We start from the raw sequence: 21,510 nt of genomic DNA on the forward strand, positions 1-21,510 counted from the left end.
GGGAATGGCAGGGGCGGCGGCGTCAGCTCAGGGAGCCGTACAGCCCGGGGCGGCGGTCGCGCAGATACGGGTTGGTCTCACGGGAGGCAGCGAGCAGTACGGGGTCGACGTCACCGATCACCAGCTCCTCACCGCGCGCGGCACGGGTACGCACCGTGCCGTCGGGACTCGCGAGGCAGCTGAGGCCGGTGAACTCGAACTCGCCCTCGTGTCCGGTCCGGTTGGCGTATGCGATGTAGAGCTGGCTCTCGAACGCCCGGACCGGGACGAGGGACTCCGCCACGAAGGGGAAGGGGTGCATCAGCGCGGTGGGCACCAGCAGCAGGTCGGTGCCGGCCAGCGCGTGGGCCCGCACGTTCTCCGGGAATTCGACGTCGTAGCAGATCAGCATGCCGATGCGGATGCCGTCGAGCTCGGCCTGGACGACGGGCTCGTCGCCGGGGGTGAACCACTGCAGCTCGAAGCGGCCGAAGAGATGCGTCTTGCGGTAGTTGGCCAGGCGGGCGCCGGTGGGGTCGATCAACTGGGCGGAGTTGTGGATCGCCTCGCCTGCCCTCTCCGGGTAGCCGTAGTGCACGGCGATGCCGTGCCGTACGGCGATCTCGGCGACGGCGGCGGCGCCGGGGCCGTCCGCGGGCTCGGCAAGCGCCGGAACGTCGTCCCCGATCGCGTATCCGGTCAGGAACAGCTCGGGGCAGACCAGCAGCCGTGCTCCGGCCTCGGACGCCCGGCCCGCGGCGTCGTCCAGCACCTTCAGATTCTCGACGACCGAGCCCGGTCGGCCGGAACTCTGGAGCAGGGCGGTGCGCAGGGGCATGGGTGACCTCGGGCGGGGCGGTGGGGTCGATGGGAGACGTATATGACGGTACGGTCCGGGGATCGGCCGGGACAAGGCGCGAGTGTTGCGCGCGGATGGCGGATCCGTTGCGTCGTCGGGGTGAGGCCCGGCGATTCGTTGCGGGCCATTTTCCCCTCCGGCCCTTCTCCCACCCCGCCCCTCCCCGAACCGGGCTCCGCCGGGACCCGTTCACCGCACGCCAGACCTGTCCCGGGACTCCGCCCCCACTCGCTCCCGCCGGAAGGCCGGAAGGAGCGGGTTTCGCGAAGCGAAGGTTCTGCCGCACGGCGGCCCGGTTTGCGACTCGGCGGCGGATCACGCCCGCCCGGATGCCCTGTCGAGCGCGCAGAGCGCGGGCCGCGGCCGCCGCCGCCGTGGCAGCCCGCGTCCGCGCCACCGGGGTCCGGGGCGGAGCCCACGATGCCGCGCGAGACGCGGTACCCGGGGCCCGGGTTGATCCCGGAATCCCGATCGGGGCGCGGCACCAGGCCCGGGCGGAGTCCGGTACGGATCGGGCGGAGCAAGGCCGCGCACAGCGCGGACGGAGGAGAAAGGCCGGGCCGCGGGGAGCGCCGCGGCAGCAGGCCCGAGCAGAGCCCGTTACGGATCCGGCGGAGCAAGGCCGCGCACAGCGCACAACGCGCCCGGGGCGAAGCCCCTGGTGCCGCGCCCAGCGGCGCGGCACCAGGCCCGGGCGGAGCCCTGATTCGCACGCACCGCCCGGCGAGGCCCCTCGCGTTACGCCGGGGCCCCCGACGAGAACCGCCTCAGCAGCGGCGACAGCACGAGGACGGACTTCGTACGCTCCACGAACGGCTCCCCCGCGATCCGCTCGAGCACGCGCTCGAAGTGCCGCATGTCGGAGGCGAAGACCTGGACGATCGCGTCCGCCTCACCGGTGACCGTGGACGCTGACGCGATCTCCGGGTAGCGCTTGAGGCCTCGCTCGATCGCCTCCGGCGACGTGTTGCGGCTGCAGTAGATCTCGATGAAACCCTCGGTCGCCCAGCCGAGCGCCTTGGGATCGACACGTACGGTGAAACCGGTGATCGCGCCTTCCGCCCGCAGCCGGTCCACCCGCCGTTTCACCGCCGGGGCGGAGAGTCCCACGATCGCGCCGATGTCGGCGTAGGAGCGGCGGGCGTCCTCCGCCAGGGCGTGGACGATGCGCTCGTCGAGGTCGTTCAGCAACTTTCACACCATGCTCGGTCCGGGCCGGGGAGCAAGGGCTCCCCGGTCTGGACAGTATCCATCAGCGATACGGGGCACGTTGCCCTCACACGTCACCGCAGCGCGGACCTGCGCATGCCGTAGGCGAGGTAGACCGCGAGACCCACCGCCATCCACACCCCGAACACGATCCACGTGATGGTGTCGAGGCTGAACATCATCCACACGCAGAACCCGAAGCCGACCACCGGGAACAACGGCGACAGCGGCACCCGGAAGGTCCGCTTCATCTCCGGCCGTGTCCGGCGCAGCACGATGACGGCCACGTTGACCAGGGCGAACGCGAACAGCGTGCCGATGCTGGTGGCGTCGGCCAGCCGTCCGAGCGGAACGGCGGCGGCGAGTACACCGCAGAACAGCGAGACGATCACGGTGTTGGCCCGCGGCGCGCCCGTCTTCTTGTGCACTCGGGAGAAGACCTTGGGCACCAGGCCGTCGCGGGACATCGCGAACAGGATGCGGGTCTGCCCGTACAGCACGGTCAGCACGACACTGGCGATGGCGATGACGGCGCCCGCGGCGAGCAGCACGGCCCAGAAGCTCTGGCCGGTGACGTCCTCCATGATTCCGGCCAGCGCGGCCTCGGACTCGCCGAAGCCCTTCCAGGGGCGGGCCCCGACGGCGACGGCCGCGACCAGGACGTAGAGCGCGGTGACGATCAGCAGGGACAGCATGATGGCGCGCGGCAGGTCGCGCTGGGGGTTCTTCGCCTCCTCGCCGGCCGTGGAGGCGGCGTCGAAGCCGATGTACGAGAAGAACAGTGAGGCTCCGGCTGCGCTGACGCCGGCCATGCCGAGCGGCATGAAGTTCTCGTAGTTGCCGCTGCGGAAGCCCTGGACGCCGACGGCGCAGAAGAGGACCAGCGCGGCGATCTTGACCACGACCATCACGGTGTTCGCGCGGGCGCTCTCACGGGCCCCGCCGAGCAGGAAGACCATGGCGAGCAGCACCACGATCAGCGCGGGCAGATTGAAGAACCCGCCGTCGCCGGGCGGCGCGGACAGCGTGTCGGGGATGGTGACGCCGATGGTGCCGGCGAGCAGTTCGTTGAGGTACTCGCCCCAGCCCACCGCCACGGCGGCGACCGACACCCCGTACTCGAGGATCAGGCACCAGCCGCAGACCCAGGCGACGAGTTCGCCCATGGTGGCGTACGCGTACGAGTAGGAGGAGCCGGAGACCGGGATCGTGCCCGCCAGCTCCGCGTACGAGAGCGCCGAGAACAGCGCGGTCAGGCCCGCGATGACGAACGAGACGGTGACGGCGGGGCCCGCCTCGGGCACGGCTTCGCCGAGGACGACGAAGATGCCGGTGCCGAGTGTGGCGCCGATGCTGATCATCGTCAGTTGCCACATGGACAGCGAGCGGCGCAGCGCACCACCCTCGCCCTGTCCGCCCTCCGCGACGAGGCGTTCCACCGGCTTGCGCCGCATCAGGCGGGCAGCGGTTCCCTGGGGTTTCTCCGGCGACGGCTCGGTCGTGGGTGGCGCTGCGCCGTGGTCAAGCACGTCGGGGCTCCTTCATCGCTACGGGTCGACGGGGGGCGGCCCCGCGGCGGCCCGCGAGCAGGCAGAGGAAGCCCGCGCATGGGTGAGGGAACCGCCGAGCAGACGGTCACCGCCACTCCTGGTACGGGGGTCGAGCCTACGAGTCCGCTGCTCACAGCCGTAATGCATCGATGTTGCGCATCGGCGGACGATCGTTGCGCCCTGGCAGGAGCCACGGGGAAACATTGCGCCCCGGTGAACGGGAGCGGTCACAGCCGCTTCAGCCGGGCCGCGACCTCCCGCAGCAGTTCGGGATCCGCCGCGGCGCTCCGACGGGCCTGCGGGCGCACCTCGTAGGGCTGGTCAAGGTACGGGGTTTGGCATGTGCAGCGCAATGCTTCCACGGGTAAACAGATGCGGCCGGTTCGCGGGGTTGATACATCGGCGACTTCTGGGTAAGCGAGCCGTGATGAATGCACAGCCGCAGGTGGTGATCGAGGAATCGCCGCACGAGGAGAACAGGCACAGCGCGGGCGCCCGTACGGCCACCGCGGAGTTCCTGCTGCAGCACTGCCCCTGGGCCGACCCGGACGCGGTGCTACTCGTCGTCTCCGAACTCGTCACCAACGCCGTGCGCCACACTGCCGGCTGGTGGCGGCTGCGTCTGACGGCCGGACACGACACCCTGGTCGTACAGATGGACGACTCCAGCCCGCTGCCCCCGGTCGCCCGCGAGCCGGACTTCACGGGCGGCGGCGGATTCGGCTGGCACATGGTGCAGCGCCTCGCCGGCCGGGTCGAGGTCCGTCGGCTCCCCTACGGCAAGAGCATCCACGCCATCTGGGTGCGCCCGGTTCCGGCCCCCGCCGGCCGCTGAGAACGCACAACGGAGGGCTCCACGCGCTCCGGGGTCCGGCAGCCACAGGACCGCGGCTCCGCCGACGAAGCAGGTGACGCCCGCGCCCGGGACCGGGCCGGCCACCCGCCGAACCGCCCGGCGGACGCAGAAGCGGCGTCCTGACAAACGCAGGACGCCGCTTCTGCCCGTGGGGGCGTCGGTCCCTCGATGTGCTCGGGGCCTGGCGGGGCCGCCCCGTCACTCCACCGCGAGCAGCCCTTCACGCAGCCGCCCGGTGATCCGCGAGAGCAGCCGGGAGACATGCATCTGGGACACGCCGAGCTCCTCGCCGATCTCCGACTGCGTCATCTCCTCGCCGAACCGCATCTGCAGGATCCGCCGGTCGCGGTCGTCGAGCTCCTCAATCAGCGGCTTGAGTGCCTGCACGTTCTCGGCCGTCTCCAGTTCGGCATCCGGTGCGCCCAGGCGGTCGGACAGCGGTACTGCCGCATGGTCGGACGCGTCGTCCATGGGCATGTCGATGGAACCGGCCGTGTAGCCGTTGCTCGCGACCACGCCCTCGATGACCTCTTCCTCGTCCAAGCCGAGGTGCTCCGCGAGTTCCGCGGTGGTGGGTGTGTGGTCCAGCTTCTGGGACAGCTCGTCGACGGCCTTGGCGAGGTCGATCCGCAGCTCCTGGAGCCGACGCGGCACATGCACCGCCCAGCTGGTGTCACGGAAGAACCGCTTGATCTCACCGACGATGTACGGGACGGCGAACGTGGCGAACTCCACCTCGCGACTCAGCTCGAACCGGTCGATCGCCTTGATCAGGCCGATGGTGCCGACCTGGACGATGTCCTCCATCTGCTCCGCGCGGTTGCGGAAGCGGCCCGCGGCGTACTTCACCAGGGCCAGGTTGAGCTCGATCAGAGTGTTGCGCACGTACTGGTACTCGTGAGTGCCCTCCTCGAGGGAGGCCAGCCTCACGAAGAAGACCTTCGATATCTCACGTGCGTCCTTGGGTGCAACCTCCCCCGGGTTCTGCACGTCCGGAAGATCCAGCGCCACCACGTCCGGGCGCTGCACTCCGGGCTGCGTGAGTTCGGTCGGGACCGTGCTCGCCGTGGACACTTCGTCCTCCCCTTCTCCGATGTCAGTGCGAAGGGGCGCTTACCCCCGTTCCCCAGAGGCATGCGTACGAAGTGCAGTTGAACGAAAACGAGAAGGTCCGGCCCTCCACGTCCGTGGAGGGCCGGACGACATGACTGCGGGTCAGTTCCAGCTGGCGTGCAGCGGCTTGCCCTCCGCGTAACCGGCGGCGCTCTGGATGCCGACGATCGCGTTCTCGGCGAACTCCTCGAGCGAACCCGCTCCGGAGTACGTGCACGAGGAACGGACGCCCGCGATGATCGAGTCGATCAGGTCCTCCACGCCCGGCCGGGCCGGGTCGAGGAACATCCGCGAGTGCGAGATGCCTTCCTCGAACAGGCCCTTGCGGGCCCGGTCGTACGCGGACTCCTCGCTGGTGCGGTTGCGCACGGCTCGCGCGGAGGCCATGCCGAAGGACTCCTTGTACAGCCGGCCGTCGGCGGCCTGCTGGAGGTCGCCGGGGGACTCGTACGTCCCGGCGAACCACGATCCGATCATGACGTTGGACGCGCCGGCGGCCAACGCCATCGCCACGTCGCGCGGGTGGCGGACACCGCCGTCCGCCCAGACGTGTTTGCCGAACTTCCTGGCCTCCGCGGAGCATTCCAGGACGGCCGAGAACTGCGGGCGGCCGACGCCCGTCATCATGCGCGTGGTGCACATGGCGCCGGGACCGACCCCGACCTTCACGATGTCGGCGCCGGCCTCGATCAGGTCCCGCACACCCTCGGCGGCGACGATGTTCCCCGCGACGATCGGCACCTGGGGGTCGAGCGCCCGCACGGCCTTGACCGCGTTGATCATCGACTCCTGGTGGCCGTGGGCGGTGTCGACGACGAGCGTGTCGACACCGGCGTCGAGGAGCTGCTTGGCCTTGCCCGCCACATCGCCGTTGATGCCGACGGCGGCGGCGATGCGCAGCCTGCCCTTGGCGTCGACCGCGGGCGTGTAGAGGGTCGCGCGCAGCGCGCCCTTGCGGGTGAGCACACCGGCGAGCCTGCCCTCGCCGTCGACGGCGGGCGCATAGCGCCGGTTGGCACCGTCGAGGGTGTTGAACGCCTCGCGCGGGTCGATGTCCGCGTCGAGCAGCAGCAGGTCCTTCGACATGACCTCGGACAGCTGCGTGAAGCGGTCGACCCCGGCCAGGTCGTGGTCGGTGACGATGCCGACGGGACGCCGGTCCTCGTCCACGACCACACCGGCGCCGTGCGCCCGCTTGGGCAGCAGGGACAGCGCGTCGGCGACGGTCTGGTGGGGGACCAGGACGATCGGGGTGTCCAGCACGTGGTGGCGGGTCTTCACCCAGGAGATGACGTCGGTGACGACCTCGATCGGGATGTCCTGGGGAATGACGACGAGGCCGCCGCGCCGGGCGACGGTCTCGGCCATCCGGCGGCCGGCGATGGCCGTCATGTTGGCCACGACCAGCGGCACGGTGGTGCCGGTCCCGTCCGGGGAGGAGAGGTCCACGCCCTGCCGCGAGCCGACCGCCGAGCGGCTCGGCACCATGAACACATCGTCGTAGGTGAGGTCGTACGGCGGCTTGATGTCATTGAGGAAACGCACGTGCTTAACATCCCAGTCGATCGGAGTCGGCCCCCCGACGATGCGGCCGGAGGAAAACGCACGTACTTCATTCTCCCATGCCGACACCCCTGACCCGCGCGGGACAATCGTCCAGGTCAGAAGGGGTGGCTTGGTAGGATCACACGAGAGCGTCGGGCCAGGAGGGCCGGTCCGTCCCCTAACGGCCGGAGGCGATGCCCTGGTCGTCAGGGTCCGCCCGTTCCAGCGCCGGGCGCGGGTTGGGAGCCGCGTTGAGCAGCAGGTCGGCCGCCGCGGTGTCCGTCACCAGGCTGGTGACCAGGCCGGAGCGGAGCACCGCACCGATCGCCTCCGCCTTGCGGGGGCCGCCCGCGATGGCGACGACCTCGGGGATACGGCGCAGTCGGTCGGCCTCGACGGTGATGCACCGCTCGCCGAGGTCGCGGCCGACGCGGCGGCCCTGGGTGTCGAAGAGGTGCGCGGACATCTCGGCGGCCACGCCGAGCGAGGCGTAGTGGGCGCGTTCCTCGTCGGAGAGCATGTCGTGGACGGTGGAGATGCCGGGCTCCCACGAGCCGATCGACACACAGGCGACGGTGACCTTGTCGAAGTACTCGAAGGCCCGCGCGATGCCCGTCTGGTGGCGCAGCGCCGCAGCGGTCGCGGGGTCGGGCAGCAGCATCGGGGCGTAGATGGGGTGGGCCTCGCCGCCCGACACCTGGGCCGCTCTTCGTACCGCCTCGACCGAGCCGCGCTCGGCGGTGCCCGCGTCGTAGACGCCGGTGAGCTGGACGACGGTACATGGCGGCAGCCGGTCGAGGGCGGCGGCCATGTGGATGGTGGAGCGGCCCCAGGCCAGGCCCAGCACGTCGCCCTCGGCCACGAGCTCACCGAGCAGGTCCGCGGCGACCTCGCCCAGGTTCTCCGGGTCGGGCGACTCGTCCCCGCCCTCGGCAGGGGACTCGACGACGACAGCGTGCCGCAGGCCGTAGTGTGCGCGCAGCGCGTCGGAGCGCTCCGCGTCCAGTTCAGCGGGGACGCGGATCTCGATGCGGACGAGATCACGCTCGAGCGCGGTCTCCAGGACCCTCGCGACCTTGAAACGGCTGACGCCGAACTCCTCCGCGATCTGGATCTTGGACTTGCCCTCGAGGTAGAAGCGGCGGGCCATGGCCGCCGCCTGCACAAGCTCAGCGGGCCCCATCCGCAGGGCAGACCGTCCCGCCGACCTAGCAGACACCGCGATCTCCTCACTGCTGTTCATGCCGTACACACTTACCGCTGTACACACTCCGGATCCGCCATCCTGTCAGATCCGTCCCTTCTTGATCAGCCCCGCTGGGCCAACATCGGTTGAACAGGCACCGCCGTGCCTCAGTGGGCGCACGCCCAGGGCGCCGAGGCGGTCACCGCCGCCGCCCGGTCACGCAGCATCCGCACCGCCGCCGCCGGATCATCCGCGCCGTAGACCGCGGAACCCGCCACGAACACGTCGGCGCCCGCCTCCGCACACCGCTCGATGGTCGACGCCGACACCCCGCCGTCCACCTGCAGCCACAGCTGGAGGCCGTGCTTGGAGATGAGCTCACGGGTGCGGCGGATCTTCGGCAGCATGATGTCGAGGAACGCCTGGCCGCCGAAGCCCGGTTCCACGGTCATGACCAGAAGCATGTCGAGCTCGGGAAGCAGGTCCTCGTACGGCTCGATCGGGGTGGCCGGCTTGAGCGCCATGGAGGCCCGTGCGCCCTTCGCCCGGATCTCGCGCGCCAGGCGCACGGGCGCCGCGGCGGCCTCGACATGGAAGGTGACGGACCCCGCGCCCGCCTCGACGTACTGAGGGGCCCAGCGGTCGGGGTCCTCGATCATCAGATGGCAGTCCAGCGGGGTCTCCGTCGCCTTGGCGAGCGACTCCACGATCGGCACGCCCAGGGTGAGATTGGGCACGAAGTGGTTGTCCATGACGTCGACGTGGAGCCAGTCGGCGCCCTCGACGGCCTTGGCCTCTTCCGCCAGGCGGGAGAAGTCCGCGGAGAGAATGCTGGGATTGATCTGAACGGCCATGCGCCAAGACTGCCACGTCCTCGGCCACTTCCCCTCCCCGGGACGGCACTCGGTACGGACGAGGGAGCACCGGACCTACCCAGTCCGCCACAATCCCGGCGATTCGGTCCTCCCTGGGAGGCCGGCGCCTACGCGGTGCGGCGCAGCAGCGCCAGATACATCGCGTCCGTGCCGTGCAGATGCGGCCACAGCTGTACGTCGGGACCGTCTCCGAGCGCCGGAACGCCGGGCATCAGCGGACGCGCGTCCACCCACTCGGCCCGGGCGGCCGGGCCGCCGCGGCCACGGAGCACGTCGTCCACGACGATCCGAGTCTCGGCGAGGTGCGGCGAGCAGGTCGCGTAGCCGACCACGCCGCCGACCCGGACGGCCTTCAACGCCTCGCGCAGCAGCCCGCGTTGGAGTGGCGCGAAGCCCTCCAGGTCCTCGGGGCGGCGGCGCCAGCGGGCCTCGGGCCGGCGTCGGAGCGCGCCGAGGCCCGAGCACGGGACGTCGACGAGGACCCGGTCGAAGGCGCCCTCGCGCCATGGCGGGCGCGTGCCGTCGGCCGCGATCACCTGGTACGGGCCGGGGTTGCCGGCCAGCGCCCGCTCGACCAGCCGGGCGCGGTGCGGCTGCTTCTCCGAGGCCAGCAGGGAAGCGCCCCGCTCGGCCGCCAGGGCGCCGAGCAGTGCCGCCTTGCCGCCCGGTCCGGCGCAGCCGTCGAGCCACCGCTCGTCGCTGCCTGCCAGCGGCGCGTTCGCGAGGGCCACCGCCACGAGCTGGCTGCCCTCGTCCTGCACGCCGGCCCGCCCCTCCCGTACGGCCTCGATGGCCCCGGGCTCGCCGCCCTCGATGAGCCGGACCGCGTACGGGGACCAGCGGCCGGGCAGCGCGGAGTCCTCGCCGAGCACATCCAGCAGCTCGGCGGTGGTCGAACGTCCCGGCCGCGCGACGAGCGTCACCTCCGGGCGTTCGTTGTCGGCCTCCAGCAGGTCCTCCACGTCGGCGCGGCCTCCGCCGAGCGAGTCCCACAGCGCGGAGACGACCCACCGGGGATGCGAATGGACGACCGCGAGGTGGTCCTCCGCGTCCTCCTCGTAGGGCGGCGCGACCCGCTCCAGCCAGGCGTCCAGGTCGTGCTGCGAGATCTTGCGGAGCACGGCGTTCACGAATTTCGCGCGCCCGTCGCCGAGCACCACCCGCGCCAGCTCCACGCTCGCGGAGACCGCCGCGTGGGTCGGGATGCGCGTGCCCAGCAACTGGTGCGCACCGAGCGCGAGGACGTCCAGCACGGGCGGGTCGACCTCGCGCAGCGGGCGGTCGATGCAGGCCGCGATGATCGCGTCGTAGGTGCCCTGGCGGCGCAGCGTCCCGTACACCAGCTCCGTCGCCAGCGCCGCGTCCCGCCCGTCGAAGTCGTCCTTCTCGCGCGCCTTCTTCAGCAGCGGCGGCAGGACGAGGTTGGCGTACGCGTCCCTCTCGTCGACGGCCCGCAGCGCTTCGAAGGCGAGGATCCGCACGGGGTCCTTCTTGGGGCGGCGGTAAGGCTTGGCGGGACGGTGACGGGACTGCTCACTCAAAAGGTGCTCCGCGTTCTCAGAGTGCTGATCCCTCTCAGCCTACGGCCGGTGCGCCGACGTGCTCGCCATGGGCGATCCGCACGCCGCGCGCCCAGTCCGCCGCCCGCATCGGCTTCTTGCCCTGCGGCTGCACCCACAGCAGCTCGACGGCGTGGGAGCCGGTGCCGACGTGCACATAGTTCTTGCCCGAGTCGAGCTCACCGGCCTCCAGGTCCTTGCGGTCCGGCAGCAGCCCGACCTGGATGAGCTTGAGCCGCTCGCCACGGAAGGCCGTCCACGCGCCCGGAGCGGGCGTGCAGCCCCGGACGACCCGGTCGACCCGGAGCGCGGGCGCGGACCAGTCGACATGGGCGTCCTCGACGGTGATCTTCGGCGCGAGGGTGACGCCGTCCGCCGGCTGCGGCACGGCCTGCAGCGTGCCGTCCTCGATACCGTCCATCGTGGCCACCAGCAGCCCGGACCCGGCGAACGCCAGCCGGGTCAGCAGATCGCCGCTGGTGTCCGTCGGGCGAACAGGCTCGGTGATCACCCCGTACACCGGTCCGGAGTCGAGCCCCTCCTCGATCCGGAACGTCGACGCGCCGGTCATCTCGTCCCCGGCCAGGATCGAGTGCTGCACGGGAGCGGCGCCCCGCCAGGCCGGCAGCAGCGAGAAGTGCAGATTCACCCAGCCCCGCGCCGGCACGTCGAGAGCGACCTTGGGCAGCAGCGCCCCGTAGGCGACGACCGGGCAGCAGTCCGGCCCGATCTCGCGCAGCCGCGCCAGGAACTCCTCGTCCCGCGGCTTCGCCGGCTTCAGCACCTCGATCCCGGCGTCGGCGGCGCGCTGCGCGACGGGGCTGGCGACCAGCCTCCGGCCGCGGCCCGCGGGCGCGTCGGGCCGGGTGACGACAGCGGCGACCTCGTGCCGGTCGGAGGCGATCAGGGCGTCCAGGGCGGGGACGGCGACCTCGGGTGTACCTGCGAAGACGAGCTTCATCGGCGGCTGACTGCCTCTCAGACTGGTACGTGCGGTGACGAGCAGCACACCAGTCTATGAGCCCTGGCCACAGGGGGCGTACGGGAGGCCGTGCGCCCCGCGCATATACGCATACGCCCCGAAGCGTGACCAGACCGGCCGCCGACGCGTTGGTCAAGAGAGATTGACCCTTTTAATCGCCGGTTCGAGAGGCTTGTCCATGGCCGACAACGCAACCCACGACGCCCAAGCCCGGGCCAGTCTGCACCTGTTGGTGCGGGACATCGAGCGGGTCCGCCGGCAGGTGGACGCGTTGCGCACGCTCACCGCCCAGCTGGGGAACGTCTACCGCCCGCGCCGCTCCGGCCCCTCCACGGGCTTCGTCGTCTACGGCAGGGCGCCCGCCCCGACCGTCCGCCTCGCCCAGGAGCTGCGGGACAGCGTCGAGACACTCGTGACCGCGGCCGTGGACTTCGACCGCTCCCTGGGCTTCTCCTGGGACGCGGTCGGATCGGCGCTCGGGGTCACCAAGCAGGCGGTGCACCGCCGGTACGGGTCGCGTCGGCAGGCGTCCGCGGCTGCCACCCCGCCGGCCGAGGCCGAAGCCCCAGCGCCGACCCGCACACTCCCCGCGCCGGGTCTGGCCGCGGTCCCGATGGCCCGCTCGATGCCGCCCCAGTCGACGGACACGCGCCCCGGGGCGTTCCCTGGTCCGCGCAACGGCTGACGCGCCCTCGGGCGGGCGGCGGACCGGGTCACGTCTGCGGGCGTGGCCCGGCTTTCCCGGCCGTACCGACCATGGCTGACGCGCCGTCGCGGCTGGCGGACCGGGTCACGTCTGCGAGCGTGCCCCCGCTGCGGCGATGTGCGGCTCCGTCGCAGGGCAAGCCCCGGGACACGCCCGGGCCCTGGTGCCGGGCCGGGGTGTTTCGGGGGCTCCGCGCCGGACCCCGCGCCTGGAACCGTCGCCGCGCTGGGTGTGGGAGGCACCCCGACGGTGCTGGAGTCGGGGTGCGAAGGGGCTTGGGTCGTCCGCGCGGCGGCAGCTCAGCCTGTCCGCGGACGTACCGCCTCGGGGAGGTCGAGGCCCCCGCCCAAGGCGGTACCGGGACTGGGCGCAGCCCCGGTTCCGGTATGGGGGTACACCCACGCCGCCAGGCGCAGGGTTGGGGCGGCGTCGGGGAACAAGCCCGCGCAGCGGACCGGCACGGCGCGCACCGCCCTCCCGGAGCACCCCGGGACGCATCCGTCAGCCGATGTCAGGCGGGTCGACACGGAGGCGGATCTGCGCCGGGCCGCCCCGGGCCAGGCGGGTCGCCTGGATGGACTTCAGCGCGGCGGCCAGCGCCGCGCCTCTCCCCGGCGGCACCCGGACCAGTGCCCGCTCCCACTGCTCCCCCACCGGCGGCTCCCCCGGCCTGCGCGCCCGTCCGGGCCCCGCCGACGGCAGGGGCACCGGGCCCAGTACCTCCGCCTCTTCCGGAAGCTCGGCCCCCGCGAGGAACGCGGTCACGGTGGAGACGCGCCCCGCCACCTCCGCCATACGCGAGACCGGCGGGAACCCGAGCTCGGCCCTCTCCGCGAGTTCCCGCAGCGCGTGCCCGACCGGATCCCAGCGCACCAGTGCCTGGACGGGACGCAGCGTCGGTTCCGCGACGACGACCACCACGCCGCCTTCCGTCTGCGGCCGTACCAGCGCGCCCGCCGCTATCCAGCGGCGCAGCGCCTCCTCGCCGGCCCGCAGGTCGGGGCGGCCGAGCATGGCCCAGCCGTCGAGGAGGAGTGCGGCCGCGTATCCGCCGTCGGCGACGGGTTCGGCGCCGGGCGTGGAGACGACGAGCGCGGGCCGCGACGGCACCGAGTCGAGGATGTGGTCTCGCCCCGAGGTCCGTACCGGTACGGCCGGGAACGCACGGCCGAGTTCCTCGGCCGTGCGCCGGGCGCCCACGATCCGGGCCCTCAGCCGTACCGACCCGCAGGCGGCGCAGTGCCATGCGGCTTCGTCGCGTCCGCACCAGCCGCACCGCAGATCGCGTTCGTCGGGCGCTTCGAGGGGGCCGGCGCAGTGGCGGCAGCGGGCGGGCGTGCGGCAGCGCTCGCAGGCGAGCCTGGGTGCGTAGCCGCGCCGCGGCACCTGGACGAGCACCGGCCCGTGCGCCAGCCCCTCCCGGACGGCCTGCCAGGCGATGCTCGGCAGGCGGGCCGCTCTGGCGGCCTCGTCGCGGGCCAGGTCGTGGTCGCCGACGGTCCGCACCAGGGGTGCCAGGGCCCGGACCTGTGACCGGTCGGCGACGAGGGGCGCCGCCCAGCCGCTCTCCACGAGTTGGGCGGCCTCGACGGTGCAGCTCGTGCTGCCCAGCAGGAAGGCGCACGTGTCGTGGGTGGCCCGCAGCTCGAGGACTTCGCGGACGTGCGGGAAGGGGGCGTTGTCGTCGCTGTGGCTGGAGTCCCCGTCGTCCCAGACGGCAACGAGCCCAAGGTCCTGCACGGGCGCGAACATCGCCGCCCTGGTCCCCACGACCGCGCGGACGGACCCACGCCGCACGGCGAGCCACTGACGGTACCGCTTCTCCGGCCCGGACTCGGCGGTCAGCAGGGCGTGGTGTCCCTCGCCGAGCAGCGCGGTGAGCGCGGTGTCGACCCGGGCGGCGCGCCTCCCGTCGGGAACGACCACGAGCGCGCCCCGACCGGAGGCGAGGGTGGCTGCAACGGCGCGGGCCAGTTCGTCGGGCCAGTGCGGCCCGGGCAACGCGGTCCACACGGCACGTGGGGCACCGCCGGCCGCGAGGGACTCGATGAAGGCAGGGCCGCGTCCGTACCGCTCCCAGGTGCCGGCGGCGGGCGCGGGGGGCGGTGGCAGGGGCTCGGGCGAGGGTTTGGCCTCGGCGCGGCCGTTCCTGGGCGGTACGGCGAGCTGCAGCACGTCGGCGAGGCTTCCCGCGTAGCGGTCGGCGACCGCGCGGGCAAGGGCAAGGATCTCCGGGCTGAGCACCGGCTCGGGCGAGACGACGTAGGCGAGTGCGGCGAGCGCGCCCGAGTAGTCGGACTCGGCACGGCGCTCGACGAGGAAGCCGTCGATGAGTCCGCCGCCCTCGCGGCGCCCTTCGCGGACCCGGTGCGCTCCGGCGCCGAAGCGCACCCGCACCCGCACTCCCGGCCGGGCGTCGGCGTCGAGCTCCTCGGGGACGGCGTAGTCGAAGAACTGGTCGAGGTGGAGCACGCCCTTGTTGACCACGACCCGGGCGACGGGCAGCTCCTTTGCGAGAGCGGCCCCGCGCCAGGTGCGCGGCTTGGCCTTGGGCACCTTCGCCCTGCGGACGCTCTCCCGGATGAGCGCAAGCTGCTCGGGCCCGTCACCGGCGGGCTCCGAGGGCTGCTTGTCTTCGCTGCTCACAGAAAGATCCTGCCAGAGGCCACTGACAGCACGGCCTGCCGGACATCCGTACCGCCCGGCACACGCCGGGACCCCGGACCGATACCGGTCCGGGGCCCTGAGCGACGCGTGTGCGGTGAGTGGCTACAGGCCGGCCGCCGCGCGCAGTGCGTCCACGCGGTCCGTGCGCTCCCAGGTGAAGTCGGGCAGTTCGCGGCCGAAGTGTCCGTACGCCGCGGTCTGGCCGTAGATCGGGCGCAGCAGGTCGAGGTCGCGGATGATCGCGGCCGGGCGAAGGTCGAAGACCTGGGGGATGGCCTGCTCGATCTTCTCGACGTCGACGGTCGCGGTACCGAAGGTCTCGACGAACAGACCGACCGGCTCGGCCTTGCCGATGGCGTAGGCGACCTGGACCTCGCAGCGCGCGGCGAGGCCGGCGGCCACGACGTTCTTGGCGACCCAGCGCATGGCGTAGGCGGCGGAACGGTCGACCTTGGAGGGGTCCTTGCCGGAGAAGGCGCCGCCGCCGTGGCGGGCCATGCCGCCGTACGTGTCGATGATGATCTTGCGGCCGGTCAGGCCGGCGTCGCCCATCGGGCCGCCGATCTCGAAGCGGCCGGTCGGGTTGACCAGGAGGCGGTAGCCGTCGGTGTCCAGCTTGATGCCGTCCTCGACCAGCTGCTTCAGCACGTGCTCGACGACGAACTCACGGATGTCGGGCGCGAGCAGCGAGTCGAGGTCGATGTCAGAGGCGTGCTGCGAGGAGACCACCACGGTGTCGAGGCGGACGGCCTTGTCGCCGTCGTACTCGATGGTGACCTGCGTCTTGCCGTCGGGGCGCAGGTAGGGGATGGTCCCGTTCTTGCGGACCTCGGACAGGCGGCGCGAGAGCCGGTGCGCCAGGTTGATCGGCAGCGGCATCAGCTCGGGCGTCTCGTCGGACGCGTAGCCGAACATCAGGCCCTGGTCGCCGGCGCCCTGCTTGTCGAGCTCGTCCTCGTCACCCTCGACGCGCTTCTCGTAGGCGGTGTCGACGCCCTGCGCGATGTCCGGCGACTGGGCGCCGATGGAGACGGAGACGCCGCAGGAGGCGCCGTCGAAACCCTTCTTCGAGGAGTCGTAGCCGATCTCGAGGATCTTGTTCCGCACCAGCGTGGGGATGTCGGCGTACGCCTTGGTGGTCACTTCACCGGCGACGTGCACAAGGCCGGTGGTGATCAATGTCTCCACGGCTACCCGGGAAGTCGGGTCCTCCCGCAGGAGGGCGTCGAGAATGGTGTCGCTGATCTGATCGGCGATCTTGTCGGGGTGACCCTCGGTCACGGACTCCGAGGTGAAGAGACGGCGGGACACATCGCTCCCTGGGGTTGCAGCGGCTGCTGGCTGATCATTGGCGGATCGGCAGGGGACTGCGCCCCGCGACGTTCCGCGACCAGTTTATCGGTCGCGCTCCGGCACCGGACAACCCGTCTCGCAAGCTGGGAGTCCGCTGACCTGGAGCCACGGCCTGGTCGGTAAGACGATAGCGCCTAGGACTGAGCGATTTGCCACATTTCGCGGGTTTCCACGGTCGGCCCGTCGCCCGGCTGTCGCTTCCTGTTCACGGGAGCTTCTCAGAACAGCCGCGGCGTGACCAGGTCCCAGACCGTGTCGGCGAGGGCTTCCTTCGGGCCGTGCGGCACCGTGGTCTCGCCGCCGTCGGCGGACAGCACGACGGCTTCGTTCTCCTCGGAGCCGAAGGTCTTGCGCTCCCCCACCTCGTTGACGACCAGGAGGTCGCACCCCTTGCGGCGCAGCTTGTCGCGGCCGTTGGCGAGCACGTCGTCGGTCTCCGCGGCGAAGCCGACGATCACCTGGCCGGGGCGGGCCCGCTCCGCGGAGATCTCGGCGAGGATGTCGGGGTTGCGGACCAGGGTCAGCGCGGGGGCTTCCACACCGTCCTTCTTCTTGATCTTTCCCTCGGCGTACGTGGCGGGGCGGAAGTCGGCGACGGCGGCCGCCATGACCACGGCGTCGGCGTCCGCGGCTGCCTTCAGCACGGCTTCGCGCAGCTGCACCGCCGTACCGACGTGGACGACGTCGACGCCGGCGGGGTCCGGCAGGCCGGTGTTGGCCTCGAGGAGGGTGACCCGGGCGCCGCGGGCGGCCGCCGTGCGTGCCAGCGCGTAACCCTGCTTGCCGGAGGAGCGGTTGCCCAGGTAGCGGACCGGGTCGAGGGGTTCGCGCGTGCCGCCCGCACTGACGACCACATGGCGTCCGGCAAGGTCGGGGGCTCGGACCCCGCGGGCGAGGACCCTCCGGCAGATCTCGAAGATCTCGTCCGGGTCCGGCAGCCGGCCCTTGCCCGTGTCGACGCCGGTGAGCCGGCCGACGGCGGGCTCGATCACGACGGCCCCGCGGCGGCGCAGCGTGGCCACGTTCTCCTGTGTGGCGGGGTGCTCCCACATCTCGGTGTGCATCGCCGGAGCGAAGACGACCGGACAGCGGGCCGTGAGCAGTGTGTTGGTCAGCAGGTCGTCGGCGAGGCCGTGGGCGGCCTTGGCCAGCATGTCGGCGGTGGCCGGGGCGACCACGACGAGGTCGGCGTGCTGCCCGATCCGTACGTGCGGGACCTCGTGGACCTCGGACCAGACCTCCGCGGAGACGGGGTGGCCGGAGAGCGCCGACCAGGTCGCCGCACCGACGAAGTGGAGGGCCGACGCGGTCGGCACGACGCGGACGTCGTGGCCGGACTCGGTCAGCCTGCGCAGCAGTTCGCACGCCTTGTATGCGGCGATGCCACCGCTGACCCCGAGGACGACCTTCGGCCTGCCCGCTGCCCGGTCCACTGCCTGATCCACTGCGTCTCCCCGCACTCGGCTACCCCTCCATGACACACCACAGGCCCGGCAGCTGCTGCGCCGGGCCTGTGGTGAAGGATTCCTCGCGACTACTGGGCCGGGCCCTCGATGGCCTCGGACGTCAGCAGACCCGCGTTGATCTCGCGCAGGGCGATCGAGAGCGGCTTCTCGTGGACGTGGGTGTCCACCAGCGGCCCGACGTACTCGAGCAGGCCCTCACCGAGCTGCGAGTAGTACGCGTTGATCTGACGGGCGCGCTTGGCCGCGTAGATCACGAGGCTGTACTTCGAGTCGGTGGCCTCGAGCAGCTCGTCGATCGGAGGGTTGATGATGCCCTCGGGCGCGGTGATGGAAGAGGACACGCTATGCCTTCCGAAGAACTTGCAGAAAGATCGGACAAAAGATCAAACAACTGCCATCAAGGCTAGCAGCTCACGCGCCACGTCCTCGACGGAGGTGTTGACCAGGGTGGTGTCGAACTCCGGCTCGGCCGCCAGCTCCACCTTGGCGACCGCCAGACGGCGCTGGATGACCTCCGGGGACTCCGTGCCGCGGCCGGTGAGCCGGCGGACCAGTTCCTCCCAGCTCGGCGGCGCCAGGAAGACGAGCTGGGACTCCGGCATGGATTCCTTGACCTGCCGGGCGCCCTGGAGATCGATCTCGAGCAGCACGGGCTCGCCCGCCTCGATGCGGTCGAGGACCGCACGGCGGGGCGTGCCGTAGCGGTTGCCCGCGAACTCGGCCCACTCCAGCAGCTCGCCGTTGGCGACCAGCTTGTCGAACTCCTCGTCGGTGACGAAGAAGTACTGGACGCCGTGCTTCTCGCCGGGCCGCGGCTTCCTGGTGGTCGCCGACACCGAGAGCCAGACGTCGGGGTGGACCTTGCGCATATGGGCGACGACCGTGCTCTTGCCGACCCCGGAGGGGCCGGAGAGCACGGTCAGCCGCGGACGTACCTCTGCTGCCATGCAGCGATTATCCAGGTTCTCGGGAGTGCCCGGGAACGTCAGGCGGGGCCGCCGCCGAACTCGCGCTCCAGGGAGGCGATCTGGTTGGAGCCGAGACCACGCACCCGGCGGCTCTCGGAGATGCCGAGCCTCTCCATGATCTGCTTGGCGCGGACCTTGCCCACGCCCGGCAGGGACTCGAGGAGGGCGGAGACCTTCATCTTTCCGATGACGTCGTTCTCCTGACCCTGCTTGATGACCTCGTGGAGCGAGGCGCCGGAGTGCTTGAGTCGATTCTTGACCTCGGCCCGCTCCCGGCGAGCCGCGGCGGCCTTTTCGAGCGCGGCTGCGCGCTGTTCAGGGGTAAGGGGCGGAAGAGCCACGCCTACGTCACCTCGGATGTCGAACTGTCGGATACGGACCGGTGAGGAACCTAGTCGCCCCACACCAGGCGAGCAACGAGCAACGCAGTGCGTCTGCCCTGCACGTTCTCTCTTCGACGGAGACTAGCGGCCATGACCGCTCCAGTCAGCGAGAACAGACGAAAAGTCCTGGTCAGCATCGACCGAGCGGGACATTTCCGGCAAATCGACCTAGTTTTGCGTGAAGAAAATGTCAAGGCACCCTCCGCTCGGGCCCCTCCACCGGTCCGTCACCGGCCCCCGGCCGCTTCTACGCGTCCGCGACCGCCGCGCGCACCTCGTCGGCGAACCGCTCCGCCGCCGCCCGCAGCCCTGCCGCGTCCGGCCCCTCCTTGAGAACGCCACGGCTGACGCTCGGCACCACGTTGCGGACCGCTGCGCCGAAGACCCGCGGAAGGTCGGCCGGCGTCGCGCCCTGGGCGCCGATGCCGGGGGCGAGCAGGGGTCCGTTGATGTCGAGGTCCGCGCCGGCATCGCCCAGCGTCGCGCCCACGACCGCGCCGACCGACCCGAGGGGCTGGGCGCCGGCGTTCTCCGCGGCCATGTGGTCGAGCATCACCTGGGCCAGCGACCTGCCGCCGGCCGCGGTGGAGCGCTGGACCTCGGCGCCCTCCGGGTTGGAGGTGAGGGCCAGCACGAAGACACCGCAGCCGCTCAGCACGGCCTGGTCCAGCGCGGGCCGCAGCGAGCCGAAGCCCAGGTACGGGGAAACGGTGACCGCGTCGGAGAAGAGCGGGGAGTCCTTGCGCAGATACGTCTCCGCGTAGGCGCCCATGGTCGAGCCGATGTCACCCCGCTTGGCGTCCATCAGCACCAGGGCACCGGCCGCGCGCGCCTCCGCGACGGCCTTCTCCAGGACGGCGATGCCGCGCGAGCCGAAGCGCTCGAAGAACGCCGACTGCGGCTTGAGCACGGCGACCCGGTCGGCCAGCGCCTCGACGGTCGTGCGGGTGAACCGTTCCAGGCCGGCGACGTCGTCGTTCAGGCCCCAGGCGGTGAGCAGCGAGGCGTGCGGGTCGATGCCGACGCAGAGCGGGCCACGGGTGTCCATGGCGTGGCGCAGCCGTGCGCCGAAGGTCTCCTGAAGGGTCATGCGTGGGTGGCCTTTCGCGTCTCGGCGCCGACGGCCTCTGCGAGGGTGGCGTACGGGCTCCCGGCGAGGCGCGCGGCGAGGCCCTTGTGGATGGCGCGGGTGTAGAAGGGGCCCTCGTAGATGAAGGCGCTGTAGCCCTGGACGAGGGTGGCGCCGGCAAGGATGCGCTGCCAGGCGTCCTCGGCGTTCTCGATGCCTCCGACACCGATCAGGGTGATGCGGTCGCCGACGCGGGCGTACAGCCGGCGCAGCACCTCCAGCGAGCGCTCCTTGACCGGGGCGCCCGACAGTCCGCCCGTCTCGTTGACGAGCGAGGGCGCCGACCGCAGGCCGAGCCCCTCGCGGGCGATGGTGGTGTTGGTGGCGATGATGCCGTCAAGGCCCAGCTCGAGGGCCAGGTCGGCGACGGCGTCGACGTCCTCGTCCGCGAGGTCGGGCGCGATCTTGACGAGCAGCGGCACACGCCGGTCGGTGACCGTGCGGTCGGCGGCCTCGCGTACGGCGCTGAGCAGCGGGCGCAGCGACTCCGTGGCCTGGAGATTGCGCAGGCCGGGGGTGTTGGGCGAGGAGACGTTGACGACGAGGTAGTCGGCGTGGGCGGCGAGCCGCTCGGTGGACGTCACGTAGTCGGCGGCGGCCTCGGCCTCCGGAACGACCTTGGTCTTGCCGATGTTGACGCCGACGACCGTCCGGAAGATCTCCCGGCGGGCGGCGAGGCGGGCGGCGACGACGGCCGAGCCCTCGTTGTTGAAGCCCATGCGGTTGATCAGAGCGCGGTCCGGAACGAGCCGGAAGAGACGCTTCTTGGGGTTGCCCGGCTGCGGCTGGGCGGTGACCGTGCCGATCTCGACATGGTCGAAGCCCAGCATCGCCATGCCGTCGACGGCGACGGCGTTCTTGTCGAAGCCGGCCGCGAGCCCGAACGGGCCGTGCATGCGCAGCCCCAGTGCCTCGGTGCGCAGTTGCTTGTACCGGGGCGCGAGCGCGGCGGCGACGAAGGTGCGCAGCACGGGGACACGGACCGCAAGCCGGATCCAGCGGAAGGCGAGGTGATGCGCCTGCTCCGCGTCCATCCGCTTGAAGACCAGGTTGAAGAAGAGCTTGTACATGGGAAGTGGTGTCCTCATGAGGAGGGGGACACCGTTTCCGGTGTCCCCCTCATGG

The 21,510-nt window shown here is 71.7% G+C and carries 19 protein-coding genes; 2 read left to right on the plus strand and 17 right to left on the minus strand.

The features are described 5' to 3' along the window. Positions 1-22 precede the first annotated feature (22 nt). From IE198_RS08860 to IE198_RS08870, 3 genes are all read right to left on the minus strand, one after another. Positions 23-817: a carbon-nitrogen hydrolase family protein gene (locus tag IE198_RS08860; protein WP_189884516.1), complete on the minus strand. Its 795-nt coding sequence runs from the start codon at positions 815-817 to the stop codon at positions 23-25. Between the two features lie 759 nt (positions 818-1,576). Beyond that, positions 1,577-2,029, minus strand: coding sequence for an Lrp/AsnC family transcriptional regulator (locus IE198_RS08865; RefSeq protein ID WP_100106174.1), 453 nt, complete (start codon positions 2,027-2,029; stop codon positions 1,577-1,579). Between the two features lie 92 nt (positions 2,030-2,121). Further along, complete coding sequence (locus tag IE198_RS08870; RefSeq protein WP_189884518.1) at positions 2,122-3,576, minus strand: amino acid permease; 1,455 nt, start codon at positions 3,574-3,576, stop codon at positions 2,122-2,124. A gap of 448 nt (positions 3,577-4,024) precedes the next feature. Here IE198_RS08870 and IE198_RS08875 point away from each other — a divergent pair, with 448 nt between their 5' ends. After that, positions 4,025-4,432, plus strand: coding sequence for an ATP-binding protein (locus tag IE198_RS08875; RefSeq protein ID WP_189884520.1), 408 nt, complete (start codon positions 4,025-4,027; stop codon positions 4,430-4,432). A 219-nt stretch (positions 4,433-4,651) separates the two neighbouring features. Here the strand turns inward: IE198_RS08875 and IE198_RS08880 are convergent, their stop codons facing one another. From IE198_RS08880 to fmt, 6 genes are all read right to left on the minus strand, one after another. Continuing rightward, positions 4,652-5,527 carry an RNA polymerase sigma factor SigF gene (locus IE198_RS08880; RefSeq protein WP_100106178.1) on the minus strand — a complete coding sequence of 292 codons (876 nt, stop codon included), beginning with the start codon at positions 5,525-5,527 and terminating at the stop codon, positions 4,652-4,654. Between the two features lie 141 nt (positions 5,528-5,668). Then, positions 5,669-7,111 (minus strand): GuaB1 family IMP dehydrogenase-related protein, encoded by a 1,443-nt coding sequence (locus IE198_RS08885; protein ID WP_189884522.1) that lies wholly within the window; start codon positions 7,109-7,111, stop codon positions 5,669-5,671. A gap of 178 nt (positions 7,112-7,289) precedes the next feature. Then, positions 7,290-8,354: a sugar-binding transcriptional regulator gene (locus IE198_RS08890; RefSeq protein WP_189884524.1), complete on the minus strand. Its 1,065-nt coding sequence runs from the start codon at positions 8,352-8,354 to the stop codon at positions 7,290-7,292. Between the two features lie 110 nt (positions 8,355-8,464). Further along, positions 8,465-9,151 carry a ribulose-phosphate 3-epimerase gene (rpe, locus tag IE198_RS08895; RefSeq protein WP_189884526.1) on the minus strand — a complete coding sequence of 229 codons (687 nt, stop codon included), beginning with the start codon at positions 9,149-9,151 and terminating at the stop codon, positions 8,465-8,467. Between the two features lie 128 nt (positions 9,152-9,279). Continuing rightward, the gene (locus tag IE198_RS08900) at positions 9,280-10,713 is read right to left on the minus strand and encodes an RsmB/NOP family class I SAM-dependent RNA methyltransferase (RefSeq protein ID WP_189884528.1); all 1,434 of its coding nucleotides are present in this window, start codon (positions 10,711-10,713) and stop codon (positions 9,280-9,282) included. A gap of 34 nt (positions 10,714-10,747) precedes the next feature. After that, on the minus strand, positions 10,748-11,692 hold the full coding sequence (gene fmt, locus IE198_RS08905) for a methionyl-tRNA formyltransferase (protein ID WP_189884530.1): 945 nt from the start codon (positions 11,690-11,692) through the stop codon (positions 10,748-10,750). Between the two features lie 199 nt (positions 11,693-11,891). Here fmt and IE198_RS08910 point away from each other — a divergent pair, with 199 nt between their 5' ends. Then, positions 11,892-12,398, plus strand: a complete 507-nt coding sequence (locus IE198_RS08910; RefSeq protein WP_189884532.1) for a hypothetical protein — start codon at positions 11,892-11,894, stop codon at positions 12,396-12,398. A 522-nt stretch (positions 12,399-12,920) separates the two neighbouring features. On the opposite strand, the gene IE198_RS08915 is transcribed toward IE198_RS08910, so the two are convergent. The 8 genes from IE198_RS08915 to IE198_RS08950 form a co-directional block, all read right to left on the minus strand. Then, positions 12,921-15,065 (minus strand): primosomal protein N', encoded by a 2,145-nt coding sequence (locus IE198_RS08915; protein ID WP_189884534.1) that lies wholly within the window; start codon positions 15,063-15,065, stop codon positions 12,921-12,923. A gap of 123 nt (positions 15,066-15,188) precedes the next feature. After that, a complete protein-coding gene (gene metK, locus IE198_RS08920; RefSeq protein ID WP_100106195.1) occupies positions 15,189-16,397 on the minus strand; it encodes a methionine adenosyltransferase in 1,209 nt (402 codons plus the stop codon). A 260-nt stretch (positions 16,398-16,657) separates the two neighbouring features. Continuing rightward, on the minus strand, positions 16,658-17,899 hold the full coding sequence (gene coaBC, locus IE198_RS08925; RefSeq protein ID WP_229833802.1) for a bifunctional phosphopantothenoylcysteine decarboxylase/phosphopantothenate--cysteine ligase CoaBC: 1,242 nt from the start codon (positions 17,897-17,899) through the stop codon (positions 16,658-16,660). Between the two features lie 74 nt (positions 17,900-17,973). Beyond that, the gene (gene rpoZ, locus IE198_RS08930) at positions 17,974-18,246 is read right to left on the minus strand and encodes a DNA-directed RNA polymerase subunit omega (RefSeq protein ID WP_005319902.1); all 273 of its coding nucleotides are present in this window, start codon (positions 18,244-18,246) and stop codon (positions 17,974-17,976) included. A gap of 42 nt (positions 18,247-18,288) precedes the next feature. Next, on the minus strand, positions 18,289-18,852 hold the full coding sequence (gene gmk, locus IE198_RS08935) for a guanylate kinase (RefSeq protein WP_189884538.1): 564 nt from the start codon (positions 18,850-18,852) through the stop codon (positions 18,289-18,291). A 38-nt stretch (positions 18,853-18,890) separates the two neighbouring features. Beyond that, positions 18,891-19,214 (minus strand): integration host factor, encoded by a 324-nt coding sequence (locus tag IE198_RS08940; RefSeq protein ID WP_003956414.1) that lies wholly within the window; start codon positions 19,212-19,214, stop codon positions 18,891-18,893. Positions 19,215-19,503: 289 nt separating this feature from the next. Next, positions 19,504-20,346: an orotidine-5'-phosphate decarboxylase gene (gene pyrF, locus IE198_RS08945; RefSeq protein WP_189884540.1), complete on the minus strand. Its 843-nt coding sequence runs from the start codon at positions 20,344-20,346 to the stop codon at positions 19,504-19,506. Beyond that, positions 20,343-21,455 (minus strand): quinone-dependent dihydroorotate dehydrogenase, encoded by a 1,113-nt coding sequence (locus IE198_RS08950; RefSeq protein ID WP_189884542.1) that lies wholly within the window; start codon positions 21,453-21,455, stop codon positions 20,343-20,345. The genes pyrF and IE198_RS08950 overlap by 4 nt, the downstream gene beginning before the upstream one ends. Between the last annotated feature and the right edge of the window lie 55 nt (positions 21,456-21,510).

Origin of the sequence: Streptomyces xantholiticus, from assembly GCF_014651015.1 — a bacterium.
GTDB classification, from domain to species: domain Bacteria; phylum Actinomycetota; class Actinomycetes; order Streptomycetales; family Streptomycetaceae; genus Streptomyces; species Streptomyces xantholiticus.